The sequence below is a fragment of the Roseobacter sp. HKCCD6576-2 genome (assembly GCF_013179285.1).
In the GTDB taxonomy this organism is placed as follows: Bacteria; Pseudomonadota; Alphaproteobacteria; order Rhodobacterales; family Rhodobacteraceae; genus Rhodophyticola; species Rhodophyticola oceani.
In genome coordinates this window covers 617,636-642,921 of the sequence record NZ_WVNW01000002.1, presented here as the reverse complement: position 1 = coordinate 642,921, position 25,286 = coordinate 617,636, and the positions used below count along the sequence as shown (strand labels likewise).

The 25,286-nt window shown below is 61.3% G+C and carries 25 protein-coding genes, 1 tRNA gene and 2 pseudogenes; 17 read left to right on the top strand and 11 right to left on the bottom strand.

Annotation, left to right across the window (positions count from 1 at the left end; genetic code table 11):
* Positions 1-158: 158 nt before the first annotated feature.
* The 13 genes from GTF44_RS10200 (at position 159) to GTF44_RS10140 (ending at position 10,920) form a co-directional block, all read left to right on the top strand.
* A complete protein-coding gene (locus GTF44_RS10200; RefSeq protein WP_171559622.1) occupies positions 159-620 on the top strand; it encodes an Rrf2 family transcriptional regulator in 462 nt (153 codons plus the stop codon).
* 58 nt (positions 621-678) lie between these two features.
* Positions 679-1,059: a hypothetical protein gene (locus GTF44_RS10195; protein WP_171559625.1), complete on the top strand. Its 381-nt coding sequence runs from the start codon at positions 679-681 to the stop codon at positions 1,057-1,059.
* Positions 1,056-2,099 (top strand): cysteine desulfurase family protein, encoded by a 1,044-nt coding sequence (locus GTF44_RS10190; RefSeq protein ID WP_171559628.1) that lies wholly within the window; start codon positions 1,056-1,058, stop codon positions 2,097-2,099. The genes GTF44_RS10195 and GTF44_RS10190 overlap by 4 nt, the downstream gene beginning before the upstream one ends.
* A 101-nt stretch (positions 2,100-2,200) precedes the next feature.
* A complete protein-coding gene (sufB, locus tag GTF44_RS10185) occupies positions 2,201-3,721 on the top strand; it encodes a Fe-S cluster assembly protein SufB (protein WP_171559630.1) in 1,521 nt (506 codons plus the stop codon).
* Between the two features lie 117 nt (positions 3,722-3,838).
* Complete coding sequence (locus GTF44_RS10180; protein WP_171559633.1) at positions 3,839-4,747, top strand: FkbM family methyltransferase; 909 nt, start codon at positions 3,839-3,841, stop codon at positions 4,745-4,747.
* Entirely contained in the window at positions 4,747-5,637 is an 891-nt protein-coding gene (locus GTF44_RS10175; protein ID WP_171559635.1) for an FkbM family methyltransferase, read from the top strand. Before GTF44_RS10180 ends, GTF44_RS10175 begins: the two co-directional genes overlap by 1 nt.
* A 163-nt stretch (positions 5,638-5,800) precedes the next feature.
* The gene (locus GTF44_RS10170; protein WP_145208694.1) at positions 5,801-6,112 is read left to right on the top strand and encodes a heavy metal-binding domain-containing protein; all 312 of its coding nucleotides are present in this window, start codon (positions 5,801-5,803) and stop codon (positions 6,110-6,112) included.
* Between the two features lie 60 nt (positions 6,113-6,172).
* Positions 6,173-6,928, top strand: coding sequence for a Fe-S cluster assembly ATPase SufC (sufC, locus tag GTF44_RS10165; protein ID WP_171559637.1), 756 nt, complete (start codon positions 6,173-6,175; stop codon positions 6,926-6,928).
* On the top strand, positions 6,928-8,226 hold the full coding sequence (locus GTF44_RS10160; protein WP_171559639.1) for a SufD family Fe-S cluster assembly protein: 1,299 nt from the start codon (positions 6,928-6,930) through the stop codon (positions 8,224-8,226). Before sufC ends, GTF44_RS10160 begins: the two co-directional genes overlap by 1 nt.
* A gap of 3 nt (positions 8,227-8,229) precedes the next feature.
* Positions 8,230-8,727, top strand: coding sequence for a YIP1 family protein (locus GTF44_RS10155; RefSeq protein ID WP_145208700.1), 498 nt, complete (start codon positions 8,230-8,232; stop codon positions 8,725-8,727).
* A gap of 1 nt (position 8,728) precedes the next feature.
* Entirely contained in the window at positions 8,729-9,322 is a 594-nt protein-coding gene (locus GTF44_RS10150) for a Yip1 family protein (RefSeq protein WP_171559640.1), read from the top strand.
* A complete protein-coding gene (locus GTF44_RS10145; protein WP_171559642.1) occupies positions 9,322-10,542 on the top strand; it encodes a cysteine desulfurase in 1,221 nt (406 codons plus the stop codon). Before GTF44_RS10150 ends, GTF44_RS10145 begins: the two co-directional genes overlap by 1 nt.
* 301 nt (positions 10,543-10,843) lie before the next feature.
* Positions 10,844-10,920, top strand: a tRNA-Arg gene (locus GTF44_RS10140).
* Between the two features lie 402 nt (positions 10,921-11,322).
* Here GTF44_RS10140 and GTF44_RS10135 read toward each other — a convergent pair.
* From GTF44_RS10135 to GTF44_RS10125, 3 genes are all read right to left on the bottom strand, one after another.
* A complete protein-coding gene (locus tag GTF44_RS10135; protein ID WP_171559644.1) occupies positions 11,323-11,769 on the bottom strand; it encodes an SgcJ/EcaC family oxidoreductase in 447 nt (148 codons plus the stop codon).
* Between the two features lie 53 nt (positions 11,770-11,822).
* Positions 11,823-12,713 (bottom strand): NmrA/HSCARG family protein, encoded by an 891-nt coding sequence (locus GTF44_RS10130; protein WP_171559645.1) that lies wholly within the window; start codon positions 12,711-12,713, stop codon positions 11,823-11,825.
* A 97-nt stretch (positions 12,714-12,810) separates the two neighbouring features.
* Positions 12,811-13,632, bottom strand: coding sequence for a LysR family transcriptional regulator (locus GTF44_RS10125; protein WP_171559646.1), 822 nt, complete (start codon positions 13,630-13,632; stop codon positions 12,811-12,813).
* A gap of 139 nt (positions 13,633-13,771) precedes the next feature.
* Here GTF44_RS10125 and GTF44_RS10120 point away from each other — a divergent pair, with 139 nt between their 5' ends.
* Positions 13,772-15,067: an MATE family efflux transporter gene (locus GTF44_RS10120; RefSeq protein WP_367383374.1), complete on the top strand. Its 1,296-nt coding sequence runs from the start codon at positions 13,772-13,774 to the stop codon at positions 15,065-15,067.
* 457 nt (positions 15,068-15,524) lie between these two features.
* On the opposite strand, the gene GTF44_RS10115 is transcribed toward GTF44_RS10120, so the two are convergent.
* From GTF44_RS10115 to GTF44_RS10105, 3 genes are all read right to left on the bottom strand, one after another.
* Positions 15,525-15,986 carry a GNAT family N-acetyltransferase gene (locus GTF44_RS10115; protein WP_171559648.1) on the bottom strand — a complete coding sequence of 154 codons (462 nt, stop codon included), beginning with the start codon at positions 15,984-15,986 and terminating at the stop codon, positions 15,525-15,527.
* 90 nt (positions 15,987-16,076) lie between these two features.
* Positions 16,077-16,505, bottom strand: coding sequence for a GNAT family N-acetyltransferase (locus GTF44_RS10110; RefSeq protein WP_171559649.1), 429 nt, complete (start codon positions 16,503-16,505; stop codon positions 16,077-16,079).
* A gap of 30 nt (positions 16,506-16,535) precedes the next feature.
* Positions 16,536-17,513 carry a LysR substrate-binding domain-containing protein gene (locus GTF44_RS10105; protein ID WP_171559651.1) on the bottom strand — a complete coding sequence of 326 codons (978 nt, stop codon included), beginning with the start codon at positions 17,511-17,513 and terminating at the stop codon, positions 16,536-16,538.
* A gap of 84 nt (positions 17,514-17,597) precedes the next feature.
* Between GTF44_RS10105 and GTF44_RS10100 the strand changes: the two genes are divergently transcribed.
* The 3 genes from GTF44_RS10100 to GTF44_RS22535 are packed head-to-tail and all read left to right on the top strand — an operon-like array spanning position 17,598 to position 20,483.
* Complete coding sequence (locus GTF44_RS10100; protein ID WP_171559653.1) at positions 17,598-19,145, top strand: MFS transporter; 1,548 nt, start codon at positions 17,598-17,600, stop codon at positions 19,143-19,145.
* On the top strand, positions 19,142-19,516 hold the full coding sequence (locus tag GTF44_RS10095) for a nuclear transport factor 2 family protein (RefSeq protein ID WP_171559655.1): 375 nt from the start codon (positions 19,142-19,144) through the stop codon (positions 19,514-19,516). The genes GTF44_RS10100 and GTF44_RS10095 overlap by 4 nt, the downstream gene beginning before the upstream one ends.
* Positions 19,410-20,483: a LysR family transcriptional regulator gene (locus GTF44_RS22535; RefSeq protein WP_367383454.1), complete on the top strand. Its 1,074-nt coding sequence runs from the start codon at positions 19,410-19,412 to the stop codon at positions 20,481-20,483. The genes GTF44_RS10095 and GTF44_RS22535 overlap by 107 nt, the downstream gene beginning before the upstream one ends.
* Here GTF44_RS22535 and GTF44_RS10085 read toward each other — a convergent pair.
* The 5 genes and pseudogenes from GTF44_RS10085 to trbE form a co-directional block, all read right to left on the bottom strand.
* On the bottom strand, positions 20,395-20,652 hold the full coding sequence (locus GTF44_RS10085) for a DUF2274 domain-containing protein (protein ID WP_171559659.1): 258 nt from the start codon (positions 20,650-20,652) through the stop codon (positions 20,395-20,397). The two genes, GTF44_RS22535 and GTF44_RS10085, sit on opposite strands and share 89 nt — an antisense overlap.
* A gap of 3 nt (positions 20,653-20,655) precedes the next feature.
* A complete protein-coding gene (locus tag GTF44_RS10080) occupies positions 20,656-21,873 on the bottom strand; it encodes a TrbI/VirB10 family protein (protein WP_171559662.1) in 1,218 nt (405 codons plus the stop codon).
* Positions 21,870-22,895, bottom strand: a complete 1,026-nt coding sequence (trbG, locus tag GTF44_RS10075) for a P-type conjugative transfer protein TrbG (protein WP_171559877.1) — start codon at positions 22,893-22,895, stop codon at positions 21,870-21,872. Before trbG ends, GTF44_RS10080 begins: the two co-directional genes overlap by 4 nt.
* Positions 22,892-23,491, bottom strand: a pseudogene (trbF, locus tag GTF44_RS10070) (conjugal transfer protein TrbF); the annotation flags it as partial. The gene trbG and the pseudogene trbF, both read right to left, overlap by 4 nt.
* Positions 23,484-25,286 (bottom strand): annotated as a pseudogene (gene trbE, locus GTF44_RS10065) (conjugal transfer protein TrbE); the annotation flags it as partial. The pseudogenes trbE and trbF, both read right to left, overlap by 8 nt.

The window sequence follows — 25,286 nt, the reverse complement described above, 5'->3', positions numbered from 1 at the left end:
GTGTTCGGGGTGCGGTGGCTTGACGCGGCGCCTGACGCAACCTAGAACAATTCTAAACTCCGGGCGAGCCGGACAAAACGGGTTGATGGCAGTTAAGCGCCCCGTTCGGAAAGGTCAATCTTTTGGCGTGATTTGCGTCAGTTGCGAAGGTGGCGGACATGAAACTCAGCACCAAGGGACGTTATGCAATGGTGGCCTTGGCCGATTTGGCCTTGCAGCCCGAACAAGAGCTGACCTCGCTGGCTGAGATTTCCAAGCGACAGGATATCTCGCTGCCCTATCTTGAGCAGCTCTTCGTGAAATTGCGCCGTGCGGGGTTGGTCGAGTCTGTTCGTGGTCCGGGGGGCGGGTATCGCCTGGCGAAGCCGCCATCGCATATTCGTGTCGTCGATATCTTTTCCGCAGTCGATGAAACGGTGAGTGCGATGCATACCGGGGCGGGCGCCTCAGGGGGCATTTCGGGCAGCCGGGCGCAGAGCATGACCAACCGGCTTTGGGAGAGTTTGAGCGCCCATGTCTATGTCTATCTGCATCAAACGCGGCTGTCGGATGTGGTGACCAATGAGCTGACGCCTTGCCCGGCAGTGCCAACGCTGTTCGAAGTGGTCGATGAGGCGTGAGTGAGCCGATCAACCAAGCCCCCAAGATAATCTCGGTCAATCCCGATGATCGATCTGGATGGCCGGGAGTTTGACACGCCCGTTCCGTCAGGCGGGCTTCGGCATGATGTTTGCGTCCCGCTTCAGCGATCAATCGGATCGCCGCTATATGAGCGAAGCGCATTGCCTGCTTTACATGCACCGCCGGACCGCAAGCGTTCAGCAAGCATTGGATCGTCGCGGAAATGTCTTTGGTCGGGTTTATAACATGATCACCGGCGCGAATCATCGCTATGTCATTTTGACGGGTCATGTGCTCGACACGGTTCTGCGTATCGCTGAAGAGCCTCGTTTGGATGAATGCCAGCGCAGCGGCACCTATAAGGTTCGTCTTGATGTGGCGGAAGCCTTGCTTGCGAAGTTTACCAATTACATGCAGAAGGCGGGGCATCTGCGATGAGCCGTATCTATCTCGACCACAACGCAACCATGCCGCTGCGCCCTGAGGCGCGGGCGGCGATGATTGCGGCGATGGATGTCTCGGGCAATCCGTCTTCGGTCCATGCCGAAGGGCGCGCGGCGAAGGCCGTGGTTGAAACAGCGCGCGGCCAGATCGCCGAAGCCTTTGGGGCGCAGGCCGCCGATATTGTGTTTGTCTCGAGCGCGACGGAAGCGGCGGCCTTGGCCTGCGCCGGGCGCGATCTGCGCGGATCCGCAGTTGAGCATGATGCGGTGCGGGCCTGGATCAGCGATACATTGGCCGTGGACGCCGCTGGTCATGTGAAGATTGAGGACCCGGCGCGGTCGGTCCTACAACTGGCCAATTCCGAAACGGGTATCCTGCAAGACCTGCCCGATGGGCTCGCCGTCAGCGATATGACCCAAGCCTTTGGTAAAATCCCTGTGGCCTTTGATTGGTCGGGTGTCGATATGGCGCTGATCTCGGCTCACAAGCTGGGTGGGCCAAAGGGAATCGGCGCTTTGGTCCTACGCCGGGGCCTGGATGTCGAGGCGCAGATCAAGGGCGGCGGGCAAGAGATGGGCCGCCGCTCCGGCACAGAGAATATCACTGGCATTGCTGGATTTGGGGCCGCTGCAGTGGCTGCCACACAAGATCTTGAAAATGGGGTCTGGGAAAAACTTGCCAAACTTAGAAATATTCTAGAAACAACTCTGGACCTCGGCACTAAAGAGACTATTTTTGTCGGGAAAGACGCGGATCGCCTTCCAAACACCTCCTGCATCGTGACGCCGGGCTGGAAAGGGGAGACGCAAGTGATGCAGATGGACCTGGCCGGTTTCGCGATCTCCGCGGGCTCTGCCTGTTCCAGCGGCAAGGTCAAATCCAGCACGGTTCTGCGTGCGATGGGGATGAACGAGACAGAGGCGTCCAGCGCCATTCGTGTTTCACTCGGACCGGAGACGACCGAAGAAGAGGTTTCGCGCTTTTGCGAGGCTTGGTTGAACGCCCATGCCCGGTTTCGGGCGCGGGTCGCGTAACAGGATAGAGCCATCGGCGATGTCCTTAGGAAACGGCGCGACCCGGGCATAGTGGTAAATCAGGGCGGCGCGCACCGCCCCAGGAACGAACGGGATACCCCATGACAGCACTCGACACGGATATTCGCGACGGTGTGGACCGCGAGACGGTGGAAACCGTCCAGGCCATGGGCGGCAAATACAAATACGGTTGGGAAACCGAGATCGAAATGGAATACGCGCCCAAGGGCGTGGATGAAGACATCGTGCGTCTGATCTCGGAAAAGAATGAAGAGCCGGAATGGATGACGGATTGGCGTCTGCAGGCGTTCAAGCGCTGGAGGCAGATGGATGAGCCGGAATGGGCGATGGTCCACTATCCGCCGATCGATTATCAGGATCAGTATTACTATGCGCGGCCTAAGAGCATGGAAGAGAAGCCAAAATCGCTCGATGAGGTCGATCCGAAGCTTTTGGCGACCTATGACAAGCTGGGCATTCCGCTGAAAGAACAGATGATCCTGGCCGGGGTCGAAGGCGCAGAGAACGCGCCAGCCGAGGGGCGCAAAGTCGCCGTCGACGCGGTATTCGACTCGGTGTCCGTTGGCACGACCTTCCAGAAGGAGTTGAAAGCGGCGGGCGTGATCTTCTGCTCGATCTCCGAGGCGATCAAAGAACATCCCGAGCTGGTGAAGAAATATCTCGGCTCCGTTGTGCCGATCACCGACAATTTCTTTGCGACGCTGAACAGCGCGGTCTTCTCCGACGGGTCGTTTGTCTATGTGCCGCCGGGCGTGCGCTGCCCGATGGAACTCAGCACCTATTTCCGGATCAATGCCGAGAATACCGGGCAGTTCGAACGGACACTGATCATCGCCGATAAAGGCTCTTATGTCAGCTACTTGGAAGGCTGCACCGCGCCGCAGCGTGACACGCATCAGTTGCATGCGGCTGTTGTGGAACTGGTTGCGCTGGAAGATGCGGAGATCAAGTATTCGACGGTTCAGAACTGGTATCCGGGCGATGAAGAGGGCAAAGGCGGAATCTATAATTTCGTCACCAAACGCGCCGATTGCCGTGGGGACCGCTCGAAAGTGATGTGGACGCAGGTCGAAACCGGCTCCGCGATCACTTGGAAATACCCGTCCTGCATTCTGCGCGGCGAGGGCAGCCAGGGGGAATTCTACTCCATCGCGATTGCCAACAACATGCAGCAGGCCGACACTGGCACCAAGATGATCCATTTGGGCAAGAACACCAAGTCGCGGATCGTCTCCAAGGGGATCAGCGCGGGTAAGGCGCAGAACACCTATCGCGGGTTGGTGTCGATGCATCCGAAAGCTAAAGAGGGCCGCAACTATACCCAGTGCGACAGCCTTTTGATTGGCGATCAATGCGGGGCGCATACGGTTCCGTATATCGAGGTCAAGAACAACTCCGCCCGGGTTGAGCATGAAGCGACCACCTCAAAGGTCGATGATGATCAGCTGTTCTATTGCCGTCAGCGCGGCATGGATGAAGAAGAGGCCGTGGCGCTTGTTGTGAACGGGTTCTGTAAGGAGGTGCTGCAAGCTCTGCCGATGGAATTTGCCATGGAAGCACAGCAGCTTGTCGCGATCTCTCTGGAAGGGTCGGTAGGCTAGGCCTGGGCTGAAACGCGGCTCGGACGATCAGATGAAATGGGAGCCAATCTGTTATGCAGGACCGTCGAACGACGTCGTTCGTGGTATAGGTGCTGCTGATGGCAATGGAGGGGCATAATGGCAGACAGATTGGCCAATCGCAGAACCCGATTTCTGATTGAATCCTTGGCGCTTGAGCGCCCCATGCACATTGTGGATGTGGGGGCTAATCCGTTTGGTGCTCGACCGGATTACGATCCTTTGCTGAGCCACGGGTCGGCTCAGCTTTGGGGATTTGAGCCGAACGAAAAAGCCTTCGCCGAATTGGCCTCCCTGAAAGACGAGAGCCGCACTTATCTGCCTTACGCGGTTGGCGCACCAGGCAAAGCGCGCTTCTATTCGCATAAGATTTCGACGCTGTCGTCTTTGTATAAGTTTCGGCGCGCCGCCGCGGATTTCATGGGCAAGGGGCATTGGTACAAGCGGGAGATCACAGAAATCGAGGTCGATTTGGTGTCGCTTGACGATGTTGATGAAATTCCGTCGATTGACCTGCTGAAAATGGATGTGCAGGGCGCGGAGTTGGACGTTCTCAAGGGCGGGAGAACGAAGCTCACCGAAGCGATTGCGGTGATACCCGAAGTGGCCTTCTATCAAATCTATGAAGGTCAGCCGATGCTGCGCGATGTCGACGCGGAACTCCATGAGCAGGGGTTCGTTTTGCACAAGATCCTGTTTCAGAAGCCCGCTTTGCTGCCGAGTTCACAACGCAAGCAGTTGCATCCCCGTCTTGCGGCGAGCCAATCGATTGATGGCGATGCGGTCTATATCCGCAATCTGGAAGACAAAGAAGCAGTCAGTACCGAGGCGCTGAAACGGCTCGCCCTGGCCGCTGATACCGTCTTCAAAAGCTTTGATCTTTGCCTGATGTGTCTGGATGAGCTTGTGCGCCGCGAGGCGGTCGAACGCCGGCTCCCACGAGTTTATGTGCGCAAGCTGCCTGAAGAGTTGCGGATCATGAAACCAGCGGTTGAGGCGAGCAGTTGATGGCCGGAGCAAATGCCAACCGGCGCGCGGTGTTGACCGAGGCGTTGCAGCCCTCGCGAGTGATGCGGGTGTGCGATGTGGGGGCGAACCCGCTCAGCGATCCGCCGTATAAGCCGCTGCTTAAGGCGCAGAAATGCCATGTTTATGGGTTTGAGCCGAACCCGGAGGCCTTTGACGACTTGCAAAAGGCCAAGTCGGATCATGAAACCTATTTCAAAGACGCGGTGGGTTTGCCCGGAGACCGGATTCTCCATCTGCATCCCTGGCCTGGCTTTTCGTCGCTCTACCCAATGGACCGGGCCGCGCTGAAATCCATTGGCAAAGAGAAATGGATCCGGCCTGCCAAGACCCAGGAGGTGCCGCTCCGGCCCGTGACCTTGGATATGTTGGCTGAGTTGCCGCCGATCGATCTGCTGAAGATGGATTTGCAGGGTGGTGAGTTGGAAGTTCTGCGTGGCGGCGTCGGTAAACTGTCTGAGGCCGTGGCTGTCGTGACCGAGGTGCGGTTTCATCGGATTTACGAGGGCGAACCACTCTTTGGTGATCTCGATCAAGAGCTGCGGCGCCAGGGCTTTAAGCTGCATAAGTTCATGTTCACCAAATCGGTGATGATGCCGCATGAGCACGAAGACAAGGTGCTGCGCCCGCGGATGACGAGCCAATTGCTGGACGGCGATGCGGTCTATATCCGCGATAGCGACTGGGCCGAGACGCTGAGCGATGATCAGTTGATCTATCTGGCGCTCGCCGCCGATACGGTGTTCGACAGCCCCGATATGGCGTTGTTATGCCTTGATATTCTGACCGGCCGGGATCGTCTTTCCGCAACGCTTGCCGATGTGTATATCGCCACATTCCCGGAGCATCAGCTGCGTAAGGAGGATGCGTGATGGCTCAGCCAATCCCAGTTCTGGCCCTCTCGAAGGTCGACATTTGCCTGATGCGGCCAATTAGTGGTCGTCCCCCTGCATATGCAGGGGACCCGAACGCGGCACATCTGCGTTTTGCCGATCGGATTGAACAGAGCCAAAATGACCGTGACGGAGAAACACTATGATCGTGACCACAACCCCCTCGGTCGAGGGGTATCAGATCGCCGAATATCACGGCATCGTCGTCGGCGAGGCGATCTTGGGGGCCAATGTGTTCCGGGATCTCTTTGCGGGGATCACCGATATCATCGGCGGGCGCTCGGGCGCCTATGAGCAAGAGTTGGGCAAGGCCAGGCAGGTGGCGCTTGATGAGATGCAAGATCGTGCCACGGCGCTAGGGGCCAATGCGGTGGTTGGCGTCGATCTGGATTACGAAGTGATCAACAACATGCTGATGGTTTCGGCCTCCGGCACGGCTGTGCGGCTCGGCTGAGTTGTGGGAAATCAAGGGCCATGCGCGAACGGTCCGTAACGAAAGATGGGAAGAAGAAATATGCTAGAAATCAAGAACCTGCACGTCGCTCTTGAAGAAGAGGATAAGGCGATCCTGAAAGGTGTGGACCTGACTGTAGAGGCGGGCAAGGTGCATGCGATTATGGGGCCGAACGGCTCTGGCAAATCCACGCTCAGCTATGTCTTGTCCGGTCGGGATGGCTATGAAGTCACCGACGGGGCAGCCTCGCTGGAAGGCGAGGACATTCTAGAGATGGACCCTGAAGAGCGCGCCGCCGCTGGCCTGTTCTTGGCATTCCAGTATCCCGTCGAGATCCCCGGCGTCGGCAACATGACCTTCCTGCGCACCGCGGTGAACGCACAGCGTAAGGCGCGTGGTGAAGAAGAAATGAGCGCGGCGGAGTTCCTCAAGGTGATCCGGGAGAAAGCCAAGGCGCTGAAGATCGACGCCGAGATGCTGAAACGTCCGGTCAATGTCGGCTTCTCTGGTGGTGAGAAAAAGCGCAACGAAATCCTTCAGATGGCGATGCTTGAGCCGAAAATGTGCATCCTGGACGAGACCGATTCCGGCCTCGATGTGGATGCGATGAAGCTGGTCGCCGAAGGTGTGAACGCGCTGCGCGATGCGGGCCGGGGCTTCCTGGTGATCACCCATTACCAACGCCTGCTGGATCATATCAAACCCGACGTCGTGCATATCATGGCCGATGGTCGGATCGTGAAAACCGGCGGGCCCGAGCTGGCGCTTGAGGTTGAGCAGAACGGCTATGGCGATATCTTGGCGGAGGTGGCGTAATGGCGTTGGCTGAAGCCAAAACCGACCTGACCGACGCGCGTCTGGCCGGGTTGCAGCAGCCCATCGGGGCGGGATGGGCCAATGAGGCGCGCGCCGATGCCGAAGCGCGGGTGCGGCGCATGGGCCTGCCGACCCGGCGCGACGAGTATTGGAAATTCACCAATCCGGCGACGCTGACCCAACCGTCAGCGCCCGAGGCGGCTGTGTTCGAGGGTAATGACGAGACGCCGCTTTATGACGGGATCGACCGGTTGAAACTGGTCTTTGTCGACGGAGTTTTCGACTCCGAAGCAAGCGATGACCTTGCAATGGAGGGTGTCGAAGTCGAATTGCTCTCCGATGTGCTGACCAAAGACATCCATTGGGCGAAAGATCTCTATGGTGTGCTGGAAACCCGTGGCCAAGACCCGGTGAACCGCCCGCTGGCGGCGCTAAACACGGCCTATGCCACAAATGGCGTTGTGGTCCGTGCAACCGGCAAGGCGGCCAAGCCGATCAGCTTGATCTATCTGCATCAGGCCGAGACCTCTGATGCCATCTTGCACCATCTGGTGAAAGTGGAAGAGGGGGCCGAAGTCACGATCCTGGAAAACGGGCCCGCCGCGGCGCGGTTCAACAAATGCATGGAGATCGAGATCGCCGATACCGGCACCTTCCATCATGTTCGGGCGCAGGGCCGCGATCATGAGCGCCGGGCGGTGACGCATATGTTCTCCCGCCTCGGATCGGAATCGACCTTCAAGTCTTTCACACTCACGGCCAATGGCGTGCTGACCCGGAATGAGAATATCATCGAGATTGCGGGCGATGACGCGATCGCCCATGTGGCGGGCGCGGCGCTTGGCGATGCTGCGAATGGTGCATTTCATCACGATGATACGGTCTTCATTACCCATGATGCTGAACGCTGCGAAAGCCGTCAGGTGTTCAAAAAGGTGCTCCGGAACGGGGCCGAGGGCGTCTTTCAGGGCAAAATCCTGGTCAAACAGGGCGCGCAGAAGACTGACGGGTATCAGATCAGTCAGGCGCTTCTCTTGGATGAGGACAGTAGTTTTCAGGCCAAGCCGGAGCTTGAGATTTACGCCGATGACGTCATCTGTTCGCACGGGTCCACGACCGGGGCGATTGATGAGGAGGGTCTGTTCTATCTTCGCTCGCGCGGTGTGCCGGAGGATCAGGCGACCGATCTTCTGGTGCTGGCCTTCCTGGCTGAAGCCATCGATGAGATCGAGGATGACCGTCTGCGCGAGGACATCCTGATGCGGCTGCAGCAGTGGCTGGAGCGGCGGCACGGGTAAGACATGGCGGTGACGTCCGATATTCTGCAAACCTGGCGCCGTCCGCGCCAGGTAATCCGTCGTCTCCTCGATATGGGGCGGCGGGAAGATCGGGCGTTGATCTATCTGATGCTGGCTTGCCTGCTGATCTTCGTGGCGCAATGGCCGCGGCTCCAGCGGGAAGCAATGTTGGACTCAACCGTGCCTCTGGAAGGTCTCTTGGGTGGCGCGCTGTTCGGCTGGCTCTTCGTTGCGCCAATCCTACTTTATGGGATCGGCACCCTCAGCCATCTCGCCGCCCGGTTGTTCCGCGGCCAGGGCAGCGCCTATGCTGCCCGACTGGCGCTGTTCTGGACGCTCTTAGCAACCAGCCCGGGGTTTTTGTTTCACGGGCTGATCATGGGCTTCATTGGGCCGGGCCCTGCGCAAACGCTGGTTGGGGCCGGGTTGGTCTTGGCCTTCCTCGCAATCTGGGGCATGACGCTGACCGAGGCGGAGACCGCCCCGGAAAGGCAGGCGTGAGATGACCGATATGGCGACCCTTGGCGGCTTGGTGCGATTGGCCCGCGACACGGTGCGGGACCCGCGCGAAGGTGCCGCGACGGTGTTGAGTTTCGCCCCGCCGCACCAGGCGCTTTGGCTGATGTTTGCGCTGGTGATCGTGATCACCATCATTCTCGGCTCCGTTGTCGATCTGATCACCGACCCGATCGAGGGGGCGGTCCTGGTGTTTTCGCCGGTCACGCTTGGCCTGATCCAAGGCGCGCTGCTCTTTGTGATGATCCAGGCGATCCACCATATCGGGCGGGCCTTTGGCGGAACCGGGCAGTTCCATGAGGCGCTGCTCTTGGTGATCTGGCTGCAGTTCATCTTCATCTGCGTTCAGATCATTCAGCTCGTCGCCCTGATCATCGTGCCATTTCTCGCGCCACTGATCACCATTGCCGCCATGGCCCTGTTCTTTTGGCTCTTGGTGAACTTCATTGCCGCGCTGCATGGATTTCACTCGCTTGGACAGGTCTTTGTCATGGTGATCCTCTCGATCATCGGGATTGCGTTTCTCGCCAGCGTTGCCCTGACCATTCTGGGCGTATCCGTGCCACAAGGAGGCATCTGATGTATGATGTGGAGCGCATCCGCGCTGATTTCCCGATCCTCGCGCGGGAAGTGAACGGCAAGCCGCTGGTCTATCTCGACAATGGCGCCTCGGCGCAGAAGCCGCAGGCCGTGATCGACACCATCACCCAGGCCTATTCGATGGAGTATTCCAACGTCCACCGGGGTCTGCATTACCTGAGTAACCTGGCGACCGAGAAATATGAGGCTGTGCGTGGCACCATCGCGCGGTTCTTGGGCGCGGCTGACGAACAGGAGATCGTCTTTACCTCCGGCACCACCGAAGGGATCAACCTCGTCGCCTATGGCTGGGCGATGCCACGGATGCAGGCGGGCGATGAGATCATCCTCAGTGTCGCTGAACATCACGCCAATATCGTGCCCTGGCATTTCCTGCGGAAGCGACAGGGGGTCAAGCTGGTCTGGGTCGATGTGGATGCCAATGGCGACCTCGATCCAGAGGCGGTGCTGGCGGCGATCACGCCGCGCACGAAACTGATCGCGCTGACCCATATGTCGAATGTGTTGGGCACGGTCGTCGACGTGAAATCGATTGTCGCCGGAGCGCAGGATAGGGGCGTGCCGGTATTGCTGGATGGCTCGCAATCGGCCGTGCATATGCCGGTCAATGTCGATGAGATTGGCGCCGATTTCTATGCGATTACCGGGCACAAACTCTATGGTCCCTCGGGCTCCGGGGCGATCCATATCCGCAAAGAGCGGATGGCGGAGATGCGACCGTTCCTGGGCGGTGGCGATATGATCCGAGAAGTGCATCGCGATCAGATTACCTGGAACGACCCGCCGATGAAGTTCGAGGCCGGGACGCCGGGGATTGTGCAGCAGATCGGACTTGGTGCCGCGCTCGATTACATGATGAGTATCGGCATGGACCAGATCGCGGCGCATGAAGCGGCGCTGACATCTTATGCGAGATTGCGGCTGGATGGGCTGAATTGGCTGAATGTGCAGGGAAATTCGGCGACGAAAGGCGCGATCTTCTCTTTTACGCTGAGCGGCGCGGCACATGCCCATGACATCTCAACCATTCTCGACAAGAAAGGTGTCGCCGTCCGGGCCGGCCATCATTGCGCGCAGCCATTGATGGAGCATCTGGGCGTCACGGCCACCTGTCGCGCGAGCTTTGGGATGTATAACACCGAAGCAGAGGTCGACACGCTGGTCGATGCGCTTGAACTGGCGCATGAGCTTTTCGCCTGAGTAACACGCTGAATCTGAGGTGACGACGGATCAATGGCTTCGTGCGTTTTCTCAATTCGGTCAGCCCCAGGGCGGTTCCTGATTGCAGCGCCCGACACATCTCGCTATAGGTCGCACCCAAGGCACCTGTAGCTCAGCTGGATAGAGCGCTGCCCTCCGAAGGCGGATGTCAAGTCTGGCGAAGTTTGAAGGTGCTGGAAGAAAGAAGTGACGAAACAACGGCTTGGGCGAATGTCGGGTTCGCTCTTCAAGAGGCCGAAAATCTCGCGTAAGCATGGCGTAAGCATCTCGCGAACGGTATGCACCCGTAGCTCAGCTGGATAGAGCGCCGCCCTCCGAAGGCGGAGGTCAGAGGTTCGAATCCTCTCGGGTGCGCCAATTTCCTCCATAAAATCAAAGCATTAGAAGTTTCCGCTAATTGGGAAACAGTGCTTACGCGCTGCTTACGTGGCCATTTTGCGGAAGCAAGCGGTTCACTCGGACGCGCTGAAACATCGATCAACCCGTTAAGCCTTGCTGCGCCCCTGGGTTCGAATCTCACGTGGCCCACCACCTGAGAAATGGTTCGCCACGATGCGACTGCGCGCTCGATAGCGCGCCGCCACCGCCAAAGGTTCGACTCTCATCCGGCGGGCCATGCGAGTCAATAATGCGAACTATTCATTCGCCATCGCACTACGCTAGAGATACTGCAGAGCACGATTAAGCTTGATGCTTTCAACAGGCCTCGCGACCCTTCGGTGATGCCGTGTTGAGCAACAGTGCGGAACTGAAGCCAAGTCATGACCGATAGCTGGCGGGGTGGAAGCCATCACCATCCCGGACATGGGTGTCCGCGCCTTCAACCCGGTCGGTGTTCTGGCAACTGACGATTTCGAATCCAGACGGCCCCCGCCGCGTGACCATCGAGATGACAGCCACGCGGCGGCCTGCTTCCGAGCCGCCCAAGCCCGACTGACCGTCAAGGGTCGAGACGGTGTGGACGATATGAATGTCTGTCGTGAGGTCGCGCACGGCCAGTTCAATGATCTCGACCCTGGCGTTCTGGAAGATGCGCCGGAAGCCGTAAGCATGCGCCTTGCGAATGGCCTTGCGGTTGCGCCACCACAGGCCCACGACATTGACGAAGTCGGCATCCTCGGCAAACAGAGCGCCGATGCCGTCGGCGTCACCCGCGTTCCAGCGGTCGAAAAAGGCCCGAGCAACAGCTTCTCCGCTTTCGAACATGGCTTGTTTCCTCCCGCTACGGTGGTGATCAAGGGACCGTTGCCGCTCTCCGGTCACACCGTCTTGGCTTTGGTGTCCTCACCCCAACCGGCGCTTTTCAGATAGGTCTCGAAATCCATGGCATCAGGATTGAAGCGGCGCATATAGGCAGGACCCCCATCCATACCGAACGTGTCGAAATAGCGATACATCAGCATGAGTTCCTCTCCTTGTTCGGCGACGCACTGTTCCCAGCTCATCTGCTCGTAACGCAGCGTCTGGCCGGTGATGCGCGACAGGGTCGCGGTGATCTCGTCCATGGTCGAGACGTCACCGGCGAGCGGCATGATATGTCTGGTCCAGATTTCCGGGTGCTCGAAGGCCGTAACGGCCATGGCGGCGATGTCGGCGACAGCGACCTGCCGGTAGAGCGTATCCGGCCGGATCGGATAGCGCACGACACCGCTTTCCAGGATCGCCCGTCGATCCCATTCCCAATTGTCCATGAAGGCGGCGGGCCGAAAGACGGTCCAAGGCGTATCGAGGGCGCGGACACGGGTTTCGACCTGCCATTTGCTGTCCAGATGCGGGACGGCGGTGTTGCGATCCATCGTGGAGGCACCGCTATAGACGATGTGTTCGATTCCGGACGCGGCTGCGGCTTCCGTCAGGTTGAGGCCCTGGCGCAGTTCGGCTTCGACACCGGCTTCCAAAAAGTCCTGAACCGAGAACAGCGCGCCGGCGCCGGCAAGCGCGCGATCGAGAGAGATGCGGTCTTCCAGATCGGCGCGAACCACCTCCGCGCCCTTTGCGGCCAGTTCTTGGGCGGCCGGCTTATCGGGGCTACGAGTCAGCGCGCGAACCTTATGGCCTCGCGCGAGAAGGCGTTTGGCAACGGCGCCGCCCTGTTTGCCGGTCGCGCCGGCGACGGCGATTGGACGATCGTGAACCTTGGTATTCGACATCTGACAAGCTCCCTGCATGGATGATGCGGGGAAAATAGATGTTGCAATTTAGCTTATAAGACCTTCCATCGCGCACTTGACGCGCATTATTGCAGCATTAGGGCGTAACGCGTTTCATCGTCTGGACAAAGGCCTGCACCTTGGCAGACCGGTGCAGGTCTACATGGGTCACCGCCCAGACCTGTTCGTGCCAATCGTCTTGCGCTGGCGCCAATTCAATCAGCCGCGCATTCTCGGCCATCGTCCAGGGCAGGAAACCCGCGGCGCTGCCAGCACGCACGGTGGCCCACAGAGCCGCGATGCTGTCACTGGTGATGACGATCTGCTCAGCCGGGATTGTCTCACGCATCCATTCGAAATAGGGCGTGAACGGGGCGTGACGCCCCGGTCCGGCGAACCGATTCCTATCGGTTCCAGGCCCGTACAGGCCGACCGGCAAGCGCTGGACCGGCAGGACGACATTGTCGGGGTGCCCCGGTTTGGGGCCGATGCGGAAGGCGATATCGGCTTCGCCGTATTCCAGCTTTAGCACCCGGTCGCTGCTGACCAGATGAACGCGGACGCCGTCATGTTCGCGCTGAAATACCTCGATGATCGGTAGGATCGTCGGGACCAGCACATCGACGCAGGTGACGGTGAAGACACCCGTCAGATCGCCGGCGCTCCCCTTGGCCAGTCGAAAGAGTTCACCGAATTGCGCGTCGGTCGCATCGGCGATGCGCAGCAGGTCACGGCCCAGATCGGTCGGTGAAAAGCCGCGGGCATGGCGCTGGAAGAGCTTTGCGCCGAGCGCGGTTTCCAGGGCGTCGATATGGCGAGTGACCGTTGCCCGATGCACGCCAAGCGCCTCCGCGGCGGCGCTGATAGTGCCTAGACGGGCTACCTGCGCTGCCGTTCGAATCTCGTCCCAGTTTTCCATGTCGCATCAATGCGCATATGACGCGCATTACCTAAACTTGTGAGCATTGACGTATCATTATGTAACCGGGCTCAGGATTTCAAATCGGAGCCTCCTCGTGTCCAGAAAAATCGCTTCACAGCCCGGTCGGCGAGCCATCGTGTCAGAAGGTCCACCGCTCCTGCGGCTGGCCGTCCCGGTCATCATCGGCCTGATGTCCGGGACGCTGATGGGCGTCGTCGACACGCTGATGATCGCCCCCCTCGGCACCGATGCGCTGGCGGCGATCGGTCTTGCGACGAGTGCTCTGATCATCGTCTATTCGGGTCTGTTCGGCCTGTTGTCGGTTGTTGCCGTTGCCTTGGCTCAGGCCCATGGCGCGAAGGACCAGCATGCGCTTGCGGCGCACCTGACGAGTGGGATGGTGTTGGCGACGATGGCATCACTGACGGTGGCCGGAGCAATGGTATTGGCTTTTCCAGGGTTTTCCCGGCTCACGTCATCGCCAGCGGTGCTCGACGCGCTTTTCCCATATTGGTGCGCCGTGGCGGCGATGACTGTGCCTTATGCTCTTTTCGGCGTGTTTCGCGGCCTCTACAACGCCGTCGATCGCCCTTGGGCCGCCGTATGGATCGGATTGGCCGGTGTGGCTCTCAACATCCCGCTGAACTGGCTCCTGATCTATGAGGCCGACCTGGGGCTCTTGGGTGCCGGGCTGGCAAGCTTCGCCGCCAAGAGCATAACCCTTGTGATCGCCATATGGCATTGGCGGCATGCGCCGGGCATCGCCGCTCATCGGCAGACCGCCCGCTTCAACTGGGCGTACGTGTTGCGCCATGTGAAGGAGGGTTTGCCGGTCTCTCTCGGCAGTCTCGGCGAGGGCAGCGCCTATGCCGCCACAGGGCTGATGATGGCCTTGTTCGGCGCCGTCGCACTTGCCGCAAACCAGGTCGTCCATTCCATCGGCGCGATCATGTATATGGTGCCGATGGGCATGACGGCGGCCGTTGCCATCCGCATGGGTCAGGCCGTGGGGGCCCGGGAGGTCAGCCGGTATCGCCCAATCTTTCTGGCCGCAAACGGCGTCGTTCTCGCCTGGGCGGCATTGGTGTTCGCACCACTCCTGGCCTTTCGCGATGACATTGCTGGCGCGCTCAGCACCGACCTTGAAGTCATTGCCTTGGCCGTGCCGATGTTCATGACCATGGCCTTCATCCAGTTCGCCGACGGGCTCCAGTCCATCGCCCTGGGCGCCTTGCGAGGGCAAACCGACAATCGTGTCCCGAACGCGATTACCATCTCGGTCTACTGGGCCGTCGCGCTGCCGCTCGCTTATGCCGTCGGTTTCGTCCTCGGCCTCGGCCCGAGTGGGGTTCTGGCGGGCTACGCCATCGGTGTGCTGACTTCGGCCCTGATCCTTCAGGCGCGGTTCTGGAAAAGGACGCGAGCGGCATAGGTCACAATACAGGACGTGCCAAAGCAATCAGATGATATCTTGTACACATAAACCTGTCACCAAGTCGTACTGCAAAGACAAGCCATCGCGCGCGATATCGTACAGAGACGGGCATAGGAGTATGGCGGGCCACGCGAGTCGATAACACGAACTATTCCTTCGCCATAGCACTACGATAGAGCGACCGCCCGATGCGCCCTAATGCTCAAAACTTCGAAGTTGCGCTCAATTGCCCGACGCTCACACGCTAACGGTCAACTATCTAAGCGCTTGTCGGCTTAAGCGGTTTGAAGCCCACAAAATGATTGAAGCTATCTTGGCATCGATCGCGGTCGAGCGGAGCCGGTACTCACATGTCCAGTGTCGATTACAGATCGCGCTTTGGAGTTTGCATGTTCTACTGGGAAGCGGCTTGGTCTCTGGGCATTGCGGCTGGGCAAAGCCGACCGGACGATGCTTAGAGCGTCTTCACCATGGGCTGGCTGCTCCGAATTCCGCGTATCTTTGCTTCACCCACATCCTGATAGCCCGCAGCTCGATAGAACCGATGCGCGGTGCGGGTGCTTTCCAGCCTGCTTCGGTCGTGTCCCTTCTGACGCAGATGCTCTTCCATGGCCGTGAGCACAGCCTTACTCACGCCCTGGAACCGGGCCTGAGGCGACACGTAATTCAACAGGATATCACCGCTTGTCGAGACCGCGCCGACGCCGACGATCGCCCCATCCTGTTCGGCCACCATCACGGTGACATCGGGCGCGTCGATCCAGGTTCTGACGTTGTCTGGCGTTTTGTTGGCCAACCATTGGTCGAGGGTCTCAGCATCATTTTCATGGTCTGCGACGCACAGTTTCTCGATGGATTGGCGAAGGGCATGGCAGGCCGCTTCGGCGTCTTTTTCTTCAGCTATGCGAATTCTCATGGTCAGCCCTCAACGCGACCGAATGATGAAGTCATCATTTGAAAAAATGATGCCCCGATGCCTGCGACTCCGAATGACGCCTGCGGCTTCTCACGCACGTGTTTCCATCCGGTTCCAGTCAGGGTGGAACATCGCGGGCTCATCGGCCTCACGACATTGAAAGCCCAACGACCGATAGAACGGCTCCGACCCTGCATTGGCGTGCAGGGTGACGAACGCCGTCGAATGGGCGTGTTGTGCAAGCCAGTCGAGCACATCCCGCATCAATCGACGGCCGACACCCTGGTCCTGAAACTCCGGACGCACCGCAACGTCGACGATCTCGAAGAAGATGGCACCGTCGCCGACGATGCGTGCCATGCCGATCAGGTCCTCCTGATGGTGATGGGCGGTCACACCATAAAGGGAGTTGGTCAAGCCGGCCGCGACGACCGACTCGTGCGGCGCCGACAGCCCGGCGGCAGCACAAAGCGCCAGATAGTCTTTCGGTGTGGGGACGCCTTCATGCAGTTCAATCATTGTTCAAACCTGCAGGATCTCTGTGTCCCGTCAACGCCGAAGGGCTGGCTCGGCTCCGTTTGTCACAGCGCGACCGCGAGCGTTCAGGCGGGTCAACGACACTTGTTTCTGCGCATAGCCCAGCAGCCAGGAGCGGAAGCTGCGAAGCGCTGGCCGGGTCGCGTGTTCGGGCGGGTAGGTCAGCGCATAGGTTTGAGGGATCGGCAGCGCGCGCTCGAAGGGGGCGGCGAGTACGCCGGCTTGGATGTCGTCTACAACGAGCGTGCTGACGCCGAGGGCGAGGCCGTGGCCGTGCCGTGCCGCTTCAATCGCCAAGTGGCAGGCGCCGAACTGTATGCCGTTGAGCGCGCCGAGCTGGCTCACTCCGGCGGCGCGTAGCCAGTCCTGCCAGCCGGGCATTGGCGGCTGAACCGATCCGTCGGTCACATGCAGGAGCGGCGCGTTGGTGACGGCCGCGGCATCGCCGAGCACAGCATATCGCTCGAGAAACGCTGGACTGCCCACCGCGACGAGCCGGTTCTCAAACAGGCAGTCGGTCTTGAGGGTTTGATCGGTGCTACAGCCGAAGACGATCGCCGCATCGGCGCCGTTCCGCTCCATATCCGGCGCATCGGTAGGAGTGAGCGTCAGGTGTACGTCTGGGAAGCGCTCACGAAACTTCGGCAGGCGCGGCAACAGCCAAAGGCTCGCAAAAGATGGCGGCACCAGCAGCGTCAGATGCTCTGCGCCGCACTGGCGCAGCTTGGCGACCGACATCTTCAGGCAATCGAAGCTCTCCGAAAGATCGTGCGCGATCCGTGCGCCTTCCTCGGTCAGCGTGACTGAGCGGTGGCCGCGCCTGAACAGCACGACACCCAGCTCCGCCTCCAGATTGCGGATGCGATGGCTGATCGCTGTCGGCGTCAGGCCGAGCTCGTCCGCTGCGCGCGCGAAGCTCAAGTGCCGCGCGGCCGCTTCGAAAGCCTGCAAACCATTGATTGAGGGAAGGCGATCATTTGTTTCTGGCATGAACTGATCTCATCTCATCACCGCCGATTTCAGCACAAAGCACGCTTTCAATGAACTATCTGCATCCAAGAGCGGAAAGCAAGGATGATGCAGATGGTGCTTGAACCGGTGGAACAGCGCGCAGGTATGTGGCGAGGTGGGCTGATCCTGTTCAGCGTTTGCGTCGCGGCGGTGTCGCTGACCATCGATCTGACCATCATCGGCGTCGCGCTCGATCCCATCGGCCGATCGCTCGATGCCAGCTTCGCTGAACTGCAATTTCTGATCGGCGCCTACAATGTGCCGTTCGCAGCGCTGTTGCTGATCTCCGGCGTGTTGGCCGATCGATATGGGCGGCTCAAGCTGTTCATTGTCGGCAATGTCTTGTTCGCACTGTTCGCGCTCTTTGCCGGCCTCTCGGCCAGCATGGAGACGCTCAACACCTGGCGCGCCCTGCAGGGGCTCGGCGCGGCGATGATCATGCCAGCCTGTTCGGCGCTGATCGCCCATGGCTTCCAAGGCCGCGCCCGTGCCGTCGCGTTCGGGGCCTTCGGCGCATCTTTCGGCCTGGGCACCGCCATTGGCCCGCTGATCGGCGGCATGCTGATCGAATGGCTCGACTGGCGTTGGGTGTTCTTCATCAATGTGCCGATCGCCGCCGTGATCCTGCTGGCGACCATCGGTGCGGAGGAATCCCGTGATGCAGATGCGCCGCCCGTCGACTGGCTCGGTCTCGGTTTCTTTTCACTGGGGCTGTTCGGTTTTATCTGCGCCCTGATCCTGGCCCCCGATTGGGGTTGGGCCGCTCCGGCGATGCTCGGCCTGATGGCGGTCTCGCTCTTGCTGATCGGGGGCTTTCTGGTCGTGGAGGCACGCAAGGCCGTTCCGTCCTTCGACCTTGCGCTGTTCAAGACGCCGACCTTCACCGCCGCGCAGGTGGTCCTGCCGGTCGGTGTGTCCTTCGCCTTCATCACGCTCCTGTTCTACCTGCCGTTCTACCTTCAGGGGCTCGGCGGTTTAGGCCCGATGCAGTCCGGCTTGGCGCTTCTGCCGCTCACGTTGCCCTCCTTCTTCGCGCCGTTCCTGGCGGGATGGCTGGCCGGATTCCTCTCCTTCCGGCTGATCGCAGCGGCGGGGCTCGCCATGCTCGGCGTCGGCACGCTGCTACAGTCCACGCTGACGCCCGGCGCGCCCAATCTGACCGTCTTCATCGGCATGGCGCTTGCTGGCTCCGGTGTCGGGATCGTACACGCGGTCAATGACAATCTCGCCGTCAGCACTGCGCCGCCCGGAAAGAGCGGCGTGGCAGCCGGCATGCTGCACACCATGCGGCTGTCGACCGAGACGGTCGCCATCATCGCCGCCGGCGCGATCATGGTCACACTGACGCTCAGTCAGTTGCAAGCTGTCGTTCCAGGCATCGGCGAGGACGCCGCCCGGCTGGTGGCGCGCGCCGACATTGCCGGTGCCGCCGCGCTCGTGCCGGATGCCGATGCCCGAGCCTTCACCGCCCTGGCGACCGAAACCTCGGCAGCGGCGCTGCGCTTGGTGCTCATGGGTCTCGGCACGGTGGCGATCTTATGCGCAGTGCTCGCCGCGCTGCTGATACGCCAGCGCGACATTCTCTCCCCAACCGACGAGGACACCCCATGACATCCGTCCAGACACCGGAGGACATGAGCCCTGCGCTCGCGGCCGCCTTCAATGCCCGCGATCTCGACGCCATGGCCGCGCTTTACGAGGACGAAGCCGTTCTGATCGACGAGGCGGGCGCGAAGCATCAGGGCATCGCCGCCATCAAGTCAGCGCTCAAAGACATGCTGGAGTCCGGCGGCGTCATGACCTCCTCGGCGCGCCTTGCAGTGATCGTGGGCGACATCGCCCTGTCCGGCGCCGATTGGTGGCTCGACCCAGGCGATGGAGGCGAGACGCTGGAAGGCCGTAGCCTGGAAGTGCTACGCCGCCAATCCGACGGAAGCTGGCGCTATCTCATCGATTGCCCATCCGGCTTCGACAAAGGCTAGCATGACCGACCGTGCGCCCGTTCCCTGTTTGCAGCGCATGGAGTTCTATGACCTTCGGGTCATGCTGACGGTCGCCGAACTTGGGAGCTTTCGAAAGGGAAGTCAGTTTCTGGGGATTGGTCAGTCAGCAGTATCTCGGCGCTTACAGAAGCTTGAAGACATGCTTGGCGTGTCTCTCTTTGAGCGACGCCCCGCTGGCGCTCGCCTCACAGGCGCCGGTTGGCAGTTCGCAAATCGGGTTAGGCCTTTGGTCCAAGAATTGGATGAAGCCATCCAAGCGGCTCTTGCGGCGGGTTCCGCAGGACGGGGTCATCTAAGTCTCGGACTGATCGCCTCGCTTTCCCAGGGTCTTATCCGAGAGCTTAGTGCCGACTTCATTGCACAGCACTCTGAAGTCGATCTGTCGATCATTGAAGCCGAACGTGGCGAACTTCTTACTCTGCTAAGCCATCGCCGGCTCGACGTCGTCTTGGCGTCTGGCGCGTTCGTTGGCGATGTTGGCGACAGTTTCGTTCTGACCCGAGAACCGATCCACATAGCCTTGCCAGAATCGCACCGGTTGGCGTCTCAGGTTCGGCTGTCTTGGAGCGACGTGCGGCAGGAACGTTTCGTCGTCAGCGCCACTGAGCCCGGACCAGAGATACATGATTACCTTATCGGTCGATTAGCGAAGCTCGGCCATACTCCAAACGTGACTCGGCACCGGTGCTGTCGCGAGGGAATCATGAATCTCGTCGGCTTAGGCTTAGGCTTGAGCTTGGTTGCAGACCATTGGTGCGGAGTCGCTTACCCCGGCGTCGCTTTTCGACCCATAGGACAGCCCGATGAGCGAGTTCCATTTTCGTTGTTGTGGCGCCCGGAGAACGACAATCCGGCGCTTAGGCGGTTTGTGAGCCTGGCGCGGGTCCACGCGAGGAAGGCGGCTTCTGACGGCGCTGCTTCGCAAAGGCCCGATCCGTTGCCATGAACCGCGCCAGCATGGGTGCGATCAGCTTCGCTGGTTCGAGAGTCTGGCCGGTCTCTCGGGCGAGCGCATCGGCATAAGCAACGAGATCGCGGTGGACGTCGGCGGGCAGTTCCAGCGCCACCTTTACGGGCTTGTCGTCGGGAATGGGTCCGAGCTTCAGTTTCGTCATGGCTCAACTCTCATAGGGTTCGAGGATCAGGTCGCGGGTGACCATCACACGGACTGGGAAACCGGGCCGGATGGTCAGCGTCGGCGGCACGGTGAGTTGGCGCCGCACGATCTCGTCACCGGCGCGGCCGACCGTGTCCTGCGCGCCATCCCGTATCGCTTCGGCGATCTCGTTGTCATCGTCCTGACCGAATTCGAGACCGATGTTGAGGATGGTCGCGAGACCCGCGGCGCGGAAGAGCTGGCCCCAGTGATAGTCGACGCCGTCTTCGAGCCCGGCGTAACCGGCCTCGTCGGCGCCGGGCTGGCGTTCCAGCACGATCGACCGGCCATTCGGCAGGATCAGCCTGTTCCAGACCAGGAGCACGCGGCGCTGGCCGAAGGCGACGCGGCTGTCATACTCGCCGATGAGCCGCGCACCTTGGGGAACCAGCAAGAAGCGCCCGGTCGGGCTGTCATAGATGTGCTGTGTCACCTGGGCAGTAATCTGGCCGGGCAGATCGGAGCGCAGGCCGGTCACCAGCGCGGCGGGGATCACCGCGCCGGCTTGCAGCACATAAGGGCTCACCGGATCGGTGAGACGTTCGCCGCTTGTCGTGCGCCGGTCGACGGGCTCGTCGAGAAACGCCTGTCTCTGGTCCACCGCGTCCGGTTCCGGCGCGGGCTGCGCGACCGCCGGAAACACGGTCTGCGGATCGATCCGCGGACCCGTCGGGGTGGCGATGTCGAGTGTGCTTCCATCCTGGGCCGTGCTGGAATCATGGAACAGGGTGCTGAGCCGCGCCGCCTCTTGCTCCTGCAAACGCATCTGTTCTTCCGGATCCATGGTCGGGCCCGGGGCGACCGGCGCCGCCGGGACGGGCTCGCCGCGCTCCCGCGCCGCGAGAACCGGACGCCCGAGTTCGCCAGGCAGCGGCGGACCGAGTTGCGGAACCTGGCTGTAATCCTCGGGCAGCGACAGAAGCTCGTCGGCGGTCGGCACACGATCGGTGTTGAACAATTCCGTCGGCCCTTCGCCGCGTTCGGCGTCCTGCAAGGCGACGATGAGGACTGCGCCGAGCGCCAGTCCGCCGACGGCGGCGAGGATGCCGAGGGTCTTGCGCGACAGCCGCATCACGCGCGGCGGATCGGGCCGCAGGCGCAACTCCGCGGCGATCTCCGCCTCCGGGCGCGGACGCGGCCGGACCTCCTTTTCCTCCCGGCCGTCTTGTGGGTCGCTCATGACTCGCCCCGGACTTCATGGCGGTCTGGCGTGCGCCTGACCCCATCGGTGCGGACGATGCGCACCACCTGCTGACGATCGCCAAGCCGCAGCTCGGCGGCAGCGAACAGCCGGTCGACGATGATGTAGTTGCGGCGGATGCGGTAGTTGACGAGTTGGCCTTCGCCTTCCGGCCCGATGATGAAGAGCGGCGGCATCTCGCCCTGGCCAATGCCGCGCGGGAACTCGATGAAGACCTGCCTCCTGTCGTCGAAGGCGCGGCGCGGGCGCCAGGGCGGCCGATCGCCTTCGATGCGGTAGCGGAACCGGAGACTGTCGAGGGTGATGTCGCGGCCGATCGGCAGCGTGGTTTCGGCGTCCCGGTTGTTTCGGCGCAGCGCGATCAGTTCGTCTTCCGGGTAGCGCCAGGAGACCGACGCCATATAGGCGCTCGGATGGGCTCTTAACTCAAGATGATAGGTCCGCCGGTCGGTGTTGATGACGAGATTGGTGACGATGTCGGGTCGGGTCGGCTTGACGAGGATATGCGTGCGCTGCGTGTCGCCCGAACCGCTAATCGTGTCGCCGATGATCCAGCGCGCTGTGTCGCCGGCTGCGATCGGACCATTGCCGACGAGGCTTTCGCCGGGCTGTAAGGCGATGTCCGTGACCTGTCCGGGCGACGAATAGACCTGATAGAGCGCGCCGGCGCTGTAGGGATAGAGCTGGACGGCATTGATGAAGCCGTCGCTGACGGGTTCGATGCGGGCGGCGGCGTTGGCCTCTTCGATCCACTCGGGCGGCTCGCCGGCTTCGGGTAGTGGACCGCCGTCTTCCACCGACATAAGCTGTCCGGGAAGCGGTAACGGCACGGGCCGCTCGACCACCTCGACCGGACGGGCGGGTTCAGGCAGAAGCGTCGCCTCGATCGGCGGCTCGTCATACTCGATCTGGGGCGGACGGAATGTGGAACACCCGGATAGCGCCGTTGCCGAAAGAAGGATGGCCGGTAGGACGGCAGAGTGAAGGATCTTGTTGTTCATTGGGCGCTCTCCCGTGACCAGTTGATGGCGTGAACGAAAATGCCGAGGGGATTGCTGCGCAGCCCTTCGGCGTCTCGGGGCGGCTGGACCGCGATGGTGAGGATCGCCGTCCAGCGTTCGGTCGCTGCGAGCTGGCCGTTCTGGTAACGGCGCTCGATCCAGGCGATGCGGAAGCTGTTGTCTGAGGCGCGGATGACGCTGGAAACCTCGACGGAGACCTGCGTGTCGCCGACCCGTGCAAAGGGATCGTTGACGCGAGCGTAGTCGTTCAGCGCCAGGGCGCCGCGGTCGGTGGTGAAGTCGTAGGCGCGCAGCCAGCTCTGGCGCAGCACGATCGGATCGGCCGGGACCTGCCGGACATTCTCGATGAAGCGGGCCAGGTGGAAGGCGATTTGCGGATCGGTCGGCCGATAGTCCGCGGTCGCGGGCGCCACGGCCTGGGCCTGTCCGAGTTCGTCCACCTCGACAACGTAAGGCACGATTGTGCCTTGGGTCGATTGCCAGGCCAGCGCGCCCGCAAGGCCGCCGGAGAGCGCGAGACAGCAGAAGGCCATGAGCCGCCAGTTGCGCGCCTGCACGCGCGCCGACCCCCAACGCTTCATGCTCGGCGTCAAGCAACCGGCCGAAGGGGCCGCCGATGCAATAGGGTTGCAGCGCGCGTTTGAGGTCCTGCGATTGCAGGAGCACGGACAGGCCGGTGAGCGTGCGCTCTTCGACCGGCGCGGAGGCGAGCGAGGTCAGCGCTGACCAAAGATGATCCTTGGCGGTCGGATCGATTGCGACGCCTTCTCGCCCGAGCAGACCGGCGAGCCAGTCCTGCGCCCAGCTTCGCTCGGCGGCATCGTCGATCCGCGCGAGCGGCTGCAGCGAGACTGCGTCCTCCGGGTCCAACAGAGCGCCCGCCAGATCCTCGAAATCGCCACCTATGGCGAGGGTCGCGCAGCGGATAGAGCCGCCGAAGTCGAAGGCAAAAACTTGGGCTTGGTCGTAACGGCGGAACTGTAACGCCATCAGCGCCAATAGGACGCTCTTGCCCGTGCCGGTTGGCCCGATGGCCAGCGTATGGCCGACATCGCCGACATGGGTGGAGAACCGGAACGGCGTCGAGCCTTCCGTGTCAGCGAAGAACAGCGGTGGACCGTCGAGATGATCGTTGCGCGCGGGCCCGGCCCAAACGGCAGACAACGGGATCATGTGGGCGAGGTTCAGGGTCGAGATCGGCGGCTGGCGAACATTGGCGTAGAAGTGGCCGGGCAGCGACCCGAGCCAGGCTTCGACCGCGTTCAGGGTCTCCGCCATACAGGTGAAATCACGACCCTGAACGATCTTTTCGACGGCTTTCAGCTTAGCTTCGGCGCGGCGCTCATCCTCGTCCCAGACCGTCACAGTGGCGGTGACATAGGCCGCGCCTGCAAGGTCGGCACCAAGTTCCTGCAACGCCTCGTCGGCGTCGGCAGCCTTGTTGGCGGCGTCACTGTCCATCAGCGTGGAGGCTTCGTTGGTCATCACCTCCTTGAGGATCGCGGCGATGCCCTTTCTCTTGGCGAACCATTGCCGGCGGATGCGGGTGAAGAGCTTGGCGGCGTCGGTCTTGTCGAGGCAGATGGCGCGGGTTGCCCAGCGATACTCGAACGCCTGACCGTTGAGTTCGTCGAGTAAGCCAGGCCAGGTCGCAGTCGGAAACCCAGTGATCGTCAGCGTCTTGAGATGCGAGTCCCCCAATCGAGGGGCCAGGCCGCCGACGAGATTGCAATCGGCGAGCAGCGCGTCGAGATACATGGGCGTCTCGGGAACGCGCACGCGCTGGCGCCGCGTCGAGATCGTCGAATGCAGATAGGTCAGCATCTCCCCGTCGGAGAGCCAGTTTGCTTCCGGCATGAAGCCGTCGAGTAGGCCCAGGAGGCTGTCTGTTCGGGTGACGAAGCTGATCAGATGCTCGCGCGGGTCGGCGCCGCCGTCTTCGGCGCCCTCATAGAGCCAGCGCTCGGCGCGGCTCGCATCGTCCGCCGGCGGCATCCAGACCAGCGTCAGGAAATAGGCGCTCTCGAAATGCGACCCGGCCTCTTCAAACTGCGCGCGGCGTTCGGCGTCGACCAGGGCCGAGACCGGATCGGGAAACTCTGAGAGCGGATAGTCTCGGGCGGGGAGCCGTTGCGCTTCGACGAAAACCGCCCAGCCTGAGCCGAGCCGCCGGAAGGCGCTGTTGAGGCGCCCTGCGGTCGCGACCAACTCGGCCGGTGTCGCTGAATCCAGGTCTGGTCCGCGAAACCGCGCCGTGCGCTGAAGGCTGCCATCCTTGTTAAGCACGACGCCGGGCGCGATCAGTGCGACCCAGGGCAGGAAGTCGGCGAGCTTGGACGCTTTGGAGCGATATTCGGCGAGGCGCATCAT

What these genes read in the sequence shown, in the direction of transcription:
- GTF44_RS10200 (WP_171559622.1), top strand. Translation starts at nt 159, where the DNA reads ATGAAACTCAGCACCAAGGGACGTTATGCAATGGTGGCCTTGGCCGAT.
- GTF44_RS10195 (WP_171559625.1), top strand. Translation starts at nt 679, where the DNA reads ATGGCCGGGAGTTTGACACGCCCGTTCCGTCAGGCGGGCTTCGGCATG.
- GTF44_RS10190 (WP_171559628.1), top strand. Translation starts at nt 1,056, where the DNA reads ATGAGCCGTATCTATCTCGACCACAACGCAACCATGCCGCTGCGCCCT.
- sufB (WP_171559630.1), top strand. Translation starts at nt 2,201, where the DNA reads ATGACAGCACTCGACACGGATATTCGCGACGGTGTGGACCGCGAGACG.
- GTF44_RS10180 (WP_171559633.1), top strand. Translation starts at nt 3,839, where the DNA reads ATGGCAGACAGATTGGCCAATCGCAGAACCCGATTTCTGATTGAATCC.
- GTF44_RS10175 (WP_171559635.1), top strand. Translation starts at nt 4,747, where the DNA reads ATGGCCGGAGCAAATGCCAACCGGCGCGCGGTGTTGACCGAGGCGTTG.
- GTF44_RS10170 (WP_145208694.1), top strand. Translation starts at nt 5,801, where the DNA reads ATGATCGTGACCACAACCCCCTCGGTCGAGGGGTATCAGATCGCCGAA.
- sufC (WP_171559637.1), top strand. Translation starts at nt 6,173, where the DNA reads ATGCTAGAAATCAAGAACCTGCACGTCGCTCTTGAAGAAGAGGATAAG.
- GTF44_RS10160 (WP_171559639.1), top strand. Translation starts at nt 6,928, where the DNA reads ATGGCGTTGGCTGAAGCCAAAACCGACCTGACCGACGCGCGTCTGGCC.
- GTF44_RS10155 (WP_145208700.1), top strand. Translation starts at nt 8,230, where the DNA reads ATGGCGGTGACGTCCGATATTCTGCAAACCTGGCGCCGTCCGCGCCAG.
- GTF44_RS10150 (WP_171559640.1), top strand. Translation starts at nt 8,729, where the DNA reads ATGACCGATATGGCGACCCTTGGCGGCTTGGTGCGATTGGCCCGCGAC.
- GTF44_RS10145 (WP_171559642.1), top strand. Translation starts at nt 9,322, where the DNA reads ATGTATGATGTGGAGCGCATCCGCGCTGATTTCCCGATCCTCGCGCGG.
- GTF44_RS10135 (WP_171559644.1), bottom strand. Translation starts at nt 11,769, where the DNA reads ATGTTCGAAAGCGGAGAAGCTGTTGCTCGGGCCTTTTTCGACCGCTGG.
- GTF44_RS10130 (WP_171559645.1), bottom strand. Translation starts at nt 12,713, where the DNA reads ATGTCGAATACCAAGGTTCACGATCGTCCAATCGCCGTCGCCGGCGCG.
- GTF44_RS10125 (WP_171559646.1), bottom strand. Translation starts at nt 13,632, where the DNA reads ATGGAAAACTGGGACGAGATTCGAACGGCAGCGCAGGTAGCCCGTCTA.
- GTF44_RS10115 (WP_171559648.1), bottom strand. Translation starts at nt 15,986, where the DNA reads ATGAGAATTCGCATAGCTGAAGAAAAAGACGCCGAAGCGGCCTGCCAT.
- GTF44_RS10110 (WP_171559649.1), bottom strand. Translation starts at nt 16,505, where the DNA reads ATGATTGAACTGCATGAAGGCGTCCCCACACCGAAAGACTATCTGGCG.
- GTF44_RS10105 (WP_171559651.1), bottom strand. Translation starts at nt 17,513, where the DNA reads ATGCCAGAAACAAATGATCGCCTTCCCTCAATCAATGGTTTGCAGGCT.
- GTF44_RS10100 (WP_171559653.1), top strand. Translation starts at nt 17,598, where the DNA reads ATGATGCAGATGGTGCTTGAACCGGTGGAACAGCGCGCAGGTATGTGG.
- GTF44_RS10095 (WP_171559655.1), top strand. Translation starts at nt 19,142, where the DNA reads ATGACATCCGTCCAGACACCGGAGGACATGAGCCCTGCGCTCGCGGCC.
- GTF44_RS22535 (WP_367383454.1), top strand. Translation starts at nt 19,410, where the DNA reads ATGGAGGCGAGACGCTGGAAGGCCGTAGCCTGGAAGTGCTACGCCGCC.
- GTF44_RS10085 (WP_171559659.1), bottom strand. Translation starts at nt 20,652, where the DNA reads ATGACGAAACTGAAGCTCGGACCCATTCCCGACGACAAGCCCGTAAAG.
- GTF44_RS10080 (WP_171559662.1), bottom strand. Translation starts at nt 21,873, where the DNA reads ATGAGCGACCCACAAGACGGCCGGGAGGAAAAGGAGGTCCGGCCGCGT.
- trbG (WP_171559877.1), bottom strand. Translation starts at nt 22,895, where the DNA reads ATGAACAACAAGATCCTTCACTCTGCCGTCCTACCGGCCATCCTTCTT.